6 protein-coding genes are annotated in these 6103 nt (G+C 72.0%); all 6 read left to right on the top strand.

Annotated elements, in window-relative coordinates:
* The first annotated feature begins 220 nt into the window (after positions 1-220).
* The 6 genes from ACZ4W5_RS13665 (at position 221) to ACZ4W5_RS13640 (ending at position 6009) form a co-directional block, all read left to right on the top strand.
* Entirely contained in the window at positions 221-1339 is a 1119-nt protein-coding gene (locus ACZ4W5_RS13665; protein ID WP_465654388.1) for an acyl-CoA dehydrogenase family protein, read from the top strand.
* A gap of 17 nt (positions 1340-1356) precedes the next feature.
* On the top strand, positions 1357-2031 hold the full coding sequence (locus ACZ4W5_RS13660) for a transglutaminase-like domain-containing protein (RefSeq protein WP_360235329.1): 675 nt from the start codon (positions 1357-1359) through the stop codon (positions 2029-2031).
* A gap of 12 nt (positions 2032-2043) precedes the next feature.
* Complete coding sequence (locus ACZ4W5_RS13655; RefSeq protein WP_360235332.1) at positions 2044-2853, top strand: maleate cis-trans isomerase family protein; 810 nt, start codon at positions 2044-2046, stop codon at positions 2851-2853.
* The gene (locus tag ACZ4W5_RS13650; protein WP_465654385.1) at positions 2850-3125 is read left to right on the top strand and encodes a DUF6253 family protein; all 276 of its coding nucleotides are present in this window, start codon (positions 2850-2852) and stop codon (positions 3123-3125) included. The genes ACZ4W5_RS13655 and ACZ4W5_RS13650 overlap by 4 nt, the downstream gene beginning before the upstream one ends.
* A gap of 691 nt (positions 3126-3816) precedes the next feature.
* A complete protein-coding gene (locus ACZ4W5_RS13645; RefSeq protein WP_465654383.1) occupies positions 3817-4485 on the top strand; it encodes a TetR family transcriptional regulator in 669 nt (222 codons plus the stop codon).
* Positions 4486-4785: 300 nt separating this feature from the next.
* Positions 4786-6009, top strand: coding sequence for an IS701 family transposase (locus tag ACZ4W5_RS13640; RefSeq protein ID WP_402477771.1), 1224 nt, complete (start codon positions 4786-4788; stop codon positions 6007-6009).
* Positions 6010-6103 lie beyond the last annotated feature (94 nt).

Genomic DNA, 6103 nt, shown 5'->3' with positions numbered 1-6103 from the left:
CCCCCCCCCCCCCCCCCCCCCCCCCCCCCCCCCCCCCCCCCCCCCCCCCCCCCCCCCCCCCCCCCCCCCCCCCCCCCCCCCCCCCCCCCCCCGGGACCGGACCCGGCCCGGCCACGTGCCGCCCCGAGCCCGTGGCCGGGCCGGGCCGTGACACCCCGCCACGGCACGACCCCGATCCTCCGCAGCACGACCGACCCCGGAATGGACCCCAGGACCCCCGATGGACGATGACCTCTTCGACCTCACCGCCCCGTGGGCGGAACAACTCAACGCCGACACCCGCGAGTTGGACGCGGCAGGCGAGTTCCCCCACGACAAGTGGAAGGCCCTGCGGGAGACCGGACTCCTGCGGGTGCACTTCGCGCCCGAGTTCGGCGGCGCCGGGCACAGCCTCACCCGGACGATGCGGGCCCTGGAGGGACTGGGCCACACCTCCCGGGACGCGGGCCTCTCCTTCTCCGCCTCGACCCAGATCGTATCCGTCGGCGTGCCCCTGCAACGGTTCGCGAGCCAGGAGTTGAAGGAGAGGTACCTGCCGCGGATCATGTCCGGTGAGCTGATCACCGCACACGCGATCACCGAGCGCTCCGGCGGCTCGGACGCGATGAACCTGGCCAGCGTCGCCCGCCGCGAAGGGGACCACTACGTGGTCAGCGGCGACAAGATGTTCATCACCAACGCCCCGGTCGCCGACCTGTTCCTGCTCTACGTCCGCACCGGCAAGCCCGGCCCCTTCGGCCTCACCACCCTGCTCGTCGAGGCCGGCACCCCCGGCCTGACCGTGGGCCCCGCGATGGACAAGATCGGCCTGCGCACCAGCCCGATCGGCACGCTCTCCTTCGACGAGCTGCGCGTGCCGGTCTCCCAGCGGGTCGGACAGGAGGGCGCCGGCTTCCGGGTCCTGGACTACGTGATGAAGCGCGAGGTGCTCTTCGGCTTCTCCATCACCCTGGGCGAGATGACCCGGCGGCTGGAGGAGACCATCGCCTTCGCCAAGGAGCGCTGCCAGTTCGGCCGGCCGATCGGCGCCTACCAGGGCGTCTCCCACAAGATCGCGGACATGAAGATCCGGGTGGAGACGGCCCGCAAGTGGCTCGTCGACACCGGCGCCAAGGTCGAGCGGAACGAGGACGCCGCGCTCGACCTCGCGGCCACCAAGACGGTGGTCTCCGAGGCCAACCTGCAGACCGCGCTGGACGCGGTGCAGATCCACGGTGGCCGTGGCGTGCTCACCGAGTACGGCGTCGAGCGCGACCTGCGCAACTCGATCGCCGGAACGATCTACTCCGGTACCTCCGAGATCCAGCGCAACCGGATCGCCATGCTGCTCGGACTCTGACCGACGGGAATCCCGACATGACCGACACACTGGACCACCTCACCCGCTCCACCGAGTTCCTCGACCACGAGAGCGACGCGGTGCAGGCCTTCGTCGACCACGCCGTCCGGGACCGTTCGGCGGACCGGCGCACCAACGCGATCGAGCTGTACTACGCGGTGCGAGACGGCGTCGACTACGAGGTCTACGGCGCCCCGCTCTCCCGGGAGGGCCTGCGCGCCTCCAACACCGCCACCACCAAGTCCGGGTTCTGCCTGCACAAGGCCGCGCTGTACGCGGCCACCGTGCGCGCCCTGGGCATCCCCTCCCGCCTCGTCTACGGCGACGTGCGCAACCACCTGGCCTCGCCCCGCCTGCTGTCCCACATCGGCGGCGACGTGTTCTTCCACTCGCTCGCCCAGGTGTACCTGGACGGCAAGTGGATCAAGGTCACCCCGGTGTTCAACAAGCTGCTCTGCAAGCTGTACGGCATGCGCGCCCTGGAGTTCGACGGCGTCAACGACAGCCTCCACCACCCCCACGACGGCGGCGGCGCGATGGAGTTCCTGACCGACCACGGCAGCTTCGACGACCTCCCGTACGAGTTCGTCATCGAGGCCATGCGCCGCAAGCACCCCAAGTTCCTCGACACCACGGGCACCGGCACCGTCCGCGGCGGCCGCCTCGCCGAAGAGTCCACCCTCACCCGGTAGGAGAAGACCCCCATGACCAGCACCCCGCCGCCCGTCGACGGATGGGACGCCTCGACCCGGATCGGCGTCGTCGTACCGCACGCCGACGTCGGCCCGGAGGCCGAACTGCAGGCCGTGGCCCCCGCGTCCGTCTCCGTCCACGGATCGCGCGTGCACTTCGCCGCCATGCGCGCGGGCGGCGAGATGGACGAGAAGATCCCGTACGACCCGATCCTCTCCTTCGTCCAGGCCCCGTACCTGGACGAGGCCGTGGAACTGCTCGCGGCCTCCCCGCTGCACGCCCTGACGCTCGGGTTCACCTCCTCCAGTTACGCGTTGAAGGCCCAGGGCGAACGGGAGTTGTACGAGCGGCTGCTGCCCGTCACCCGGGGGCTGCCGATCACCGGCACGACCAAGGCCGCCCGGGCCGCCTTCGACGCCCTGGGCGCCCGCCGGATCGCGCTGGTGAACCCGCCGTGGTTCACCGACTCCCTCTCCGGCCAAGGGGCCGACTACTTCCGCGAGTTCGGCTACGAGGTGGTCCACCACGGCCCCTGCGGTCTGCCGTCGAACCAGAAGGCCATCACGCCGGAGAACCTGTCGGCCTGGATCCGCAGCACGGTGGCGGAGCACCGGCCGGACGCCGTCCTGGTGGCCGGCAACGGCATCCGGGCGGTGGGCACCATCAAGCCGCTGGAGGAGGAGCTCGGGTTCAACGTCGTCACCGCGAACCAGGTCATCCTCTGGCACGCCCTCCACCTGGCCGGTGCCGCCGGGACCGCCCGGGAGATCACCGACTACGGACAGCTGTTCGCCACGACCCCGAAGGACGGTCACTCGTGAGCCTGTTGGACGCACAGGCCTACGAGGCCGTCTTCGGGACGCCGGAGGGCGACACCTACCGCATCCCGCTGGTCTGCTGGCGGGAGGACGGCGACCACCTGTTCGGCGTGGTCCTGGTCAAGGGGCACCTGCGGCGCACGGACCAGCTGTCGGACTTCCTGCGGTACGACCGCCGGAACGGCTCGCGGGGCGACGAGGCGCCCGCGACGACCTTCGAACCGGCGACGGCGGACGGCCGGGTGGACGACTCCTACGTGCCCGCCATTCGGTGACGCCGGCCATTCGGTGCCGCCCTCAGGTGACGTCCGCCCTTGGATGACGTCCGCCTTTCGGTGAAGCCCGCCTTTCGGTGACGTTCGCAGTCCGGTGCCGGCCGTCCGATGACCGGCGGCACCCGCGGAGGGGTGCGGTCCCTTGTGAAGTCCCCGTGAGATAGCGGGAACCGGCCCTCCGCTTTTCCCGGCCGCAGTGCCGGTGTTCGACTCGCTTATCGCAATTCGCTATTCGGCCAATGCCTATTCGCCGCCGATCGGAATGGATCCTCCTGCCGCCCGTCGGGCCGCCGCGCACCCGGCGGTCTTCCCGGGCGGTCCGGATCCACCGCACCCCGGGCCTCGCTGCCCCGGGGTGCGGTGCCGTACTCGGCCCTACCCGCACCCGCCGAGGACCGACGCGTCCCGGCCCCGGATCCGGCCACGCTTCCGTCACGTCTCCGCCACGCTCCGACCACGCTTCCACCACGCCCCGGATCCCGGTGGCGCGGAGGGGATCACCGCAGGTCGAGCCAGGTGAACACGAGTTCGACGATGCGTCAGGGAGCTACCGGGACCGGGGTATGCTTGCCGCGTCGTCACGGGAGCTGGTGCACGAACGATCCGGAGGGGCCATGCAGCTCACACGAAGTCTCTTGGGCACCCGACGGTCCGCGGCCGCACTCGTCGCGCGGTACCGGCGCACGCCGCAGTGCTGAGGCAGGCCCGCGCGGAACAGACCCGCTCCGCCCTGATCGACGCCGCCGCCGGACAGTTCGCCCAGCACGGCTACGCCGGCGCCACCCTGGCGCGGATCAGTCAGTCCGCCGGGGTCACCTCGGGCGCGCTGACCTTCCACTTCCTGACCAAGGAGGACCTCGCCCGGGAGGTGCTCAGGGTGGGGGCGGCCGCGACCGCCTCGGCCCTGGACGAGGTTCAGCAGCTCACCACGCCCGGGCTGGCCGGGGTCAGCCGGCTCACCCAGCTGCTGGCGGCCTTCCTCCAGCAGGACGTCCGGGCCCACGCGGCGATGCGGCTCGCGCACGAGTGCCCCGGCTCGCAGGGCGCCTGGGAAGAGGCCTGGCGGCCCGCCCTGCTGCACGCGCTGGAGCTGGCCCGGGCGGGCGGCACCACCGACGCGGAGCTCGCCGACATCGAACTGCTGGTCGCCTACCTGCTGGCCGGCGCCGAGGCGCAGCTGCGCTCCGGCCGCCCGGTCAGCGTCGTGGAGCACGAGCTCGGCCGGCTGTGGCGGCGGGCCGGGGCGGGCTTCGGTGCCCGGCCGGAGGGCGGCTCCGACCCCTGCGAGCACGACCGGACGCCCGCCCCGCCGCGGTTGCGCGGCCCGTCCCGGGGTGACACCGCCCGCAACGACGGGTGACCGGACGGTAGACGTACGGCGACCGCGGTGACACCTGGTGGCATGCCCCTGACCTGCGGGACCGGTGTCCCGCAGGTTGTGCCGTTCCTTGACCCGCGGGGCTGATTCCATTTTCCGGCGCGGACCGCGGACCCCGGCCGCCCGCTCCCCGGGCCGGATGCGGGTGATTCGCGCCAGGGCTTTGTATCGAGTTGGCGAAGTGGCGACCGGAACCCCTTTCTCCGAGAAAAAAATAGTGCTCATTCTTTAGTGTGGGTGGATCTGTGTGAAAGCCGCAGCCGCAACACGGGAGGGGTAGCTATGAGGGGATGGGACTCCGTCACCCAGTTCACGGACCAGCTGTTCGGCCACTTGCGCCGAGCTGACCAGCGCAAGTGGGCTCACACCTACGTCAACGGCCTCCTCAGCACGCCCGGGAAGAAGTCCATCCGCCGACTGGCGGCCGTGTCGAGCGACTCCCCGACGGCTTCGCAGGCCCTGCACCAGTTCGTCAACGAGAGCCCCTGGGAGTGGGATCCGGTCTGCGACCAGCTCCGGCGGTGGGTCGAGGACCGGGCCCGGCCCAGGGCCTGGACGATCGCGCCCGTCGTGCTGCCCAAACGCGGTGAGAAGTCCTGCGGGGTGCACCGGCGCTTCATCCCGCACACCGGACGGACCGTCAACTGTCAGATCGGCACCGCCGTCTTCATGTCGACGGAGGCGGGGGAGTTCCCCGTGGGCTGGTGCCTGTTCCTGCCGGAGCCGTGGGCCGCCCAGGGCCCGCTCCGCGAGCAGGCCCGGATCCCGCACACCGCCACCGCCTCGTGCGAGGGCCAACTCCTCAACCTGATCGACCAGATGGCGCGGACCTCACAGTACGACCCGGTCCCGGTGGTGGTCGACCTGCACGGCTACCTGGACTCGCGCCGGCTCGTCGAGGGCCTGAGCCGGCGCGGGCTGGACTACGCGATCGCGATCCCGGACAGCTTCCCGCTGGCCCCGCTGGAGCAGCAGGCCCCCGGCTCCCGCCGGCCGGTGGCCGCGGCGGCCCGGGCGGTGAGCGAGCGGTGCCCCGAGGTGCGCTCCGAGGCCTGGAGGACGGGCTCAGCGCCCGTGCGCGACGGTCTGGTGCAGGTTCCCGGTGTCGTCACGGCCGACCAGAGACCTCAGCCGTTCCGGCTGTTCACCCAACCCGACGAGGACGCGACGGGGGCGGGGCAGCTCTGGCTCACCAGCATGGTGCACCGGCCGGTCGACGAGCTGCTGGAGTACGCGGAGCGGCACGCCGCGACCGGGGAGACCGTCGAGCTGCTCGAACGGCGGTTCGGCCTGCGGGACTTCGAGGGCCGCTCGTTCCCGGGCTGGCACCACCACATGGCCCTGGTGTCGGCCGCCTTCACCTACAGCCGCCTGGCGGCCGATCTCGGCATGCGGGCCCTCCGCCCCGGTCCGGGCGCCGGAAGTGACGGTCTGGCGAGGCCGCCGCTCGTGCCCTGCTCCCGGTGGGTCCGGGAAGCCTCGCTGGGATATCCCGTAGCGGTCTGAGCCGTCGCTTCGGGCGTGCCGCCGCCCCCTCCCGGCGCGCCCGAAGCGCCCGGCGCCAGTTCGGGGTTGCCCCAATTGTCCTGCCGGCATGAGC

The organism is Kitasatospora sp. NPDC029367 (assembly GCF_055569135.1).
The sequence above is the reverse complement of the archived record's forward strand: the minus strand, read 5'-3'. Positions and strand labels throughout refer to the sequence as shown.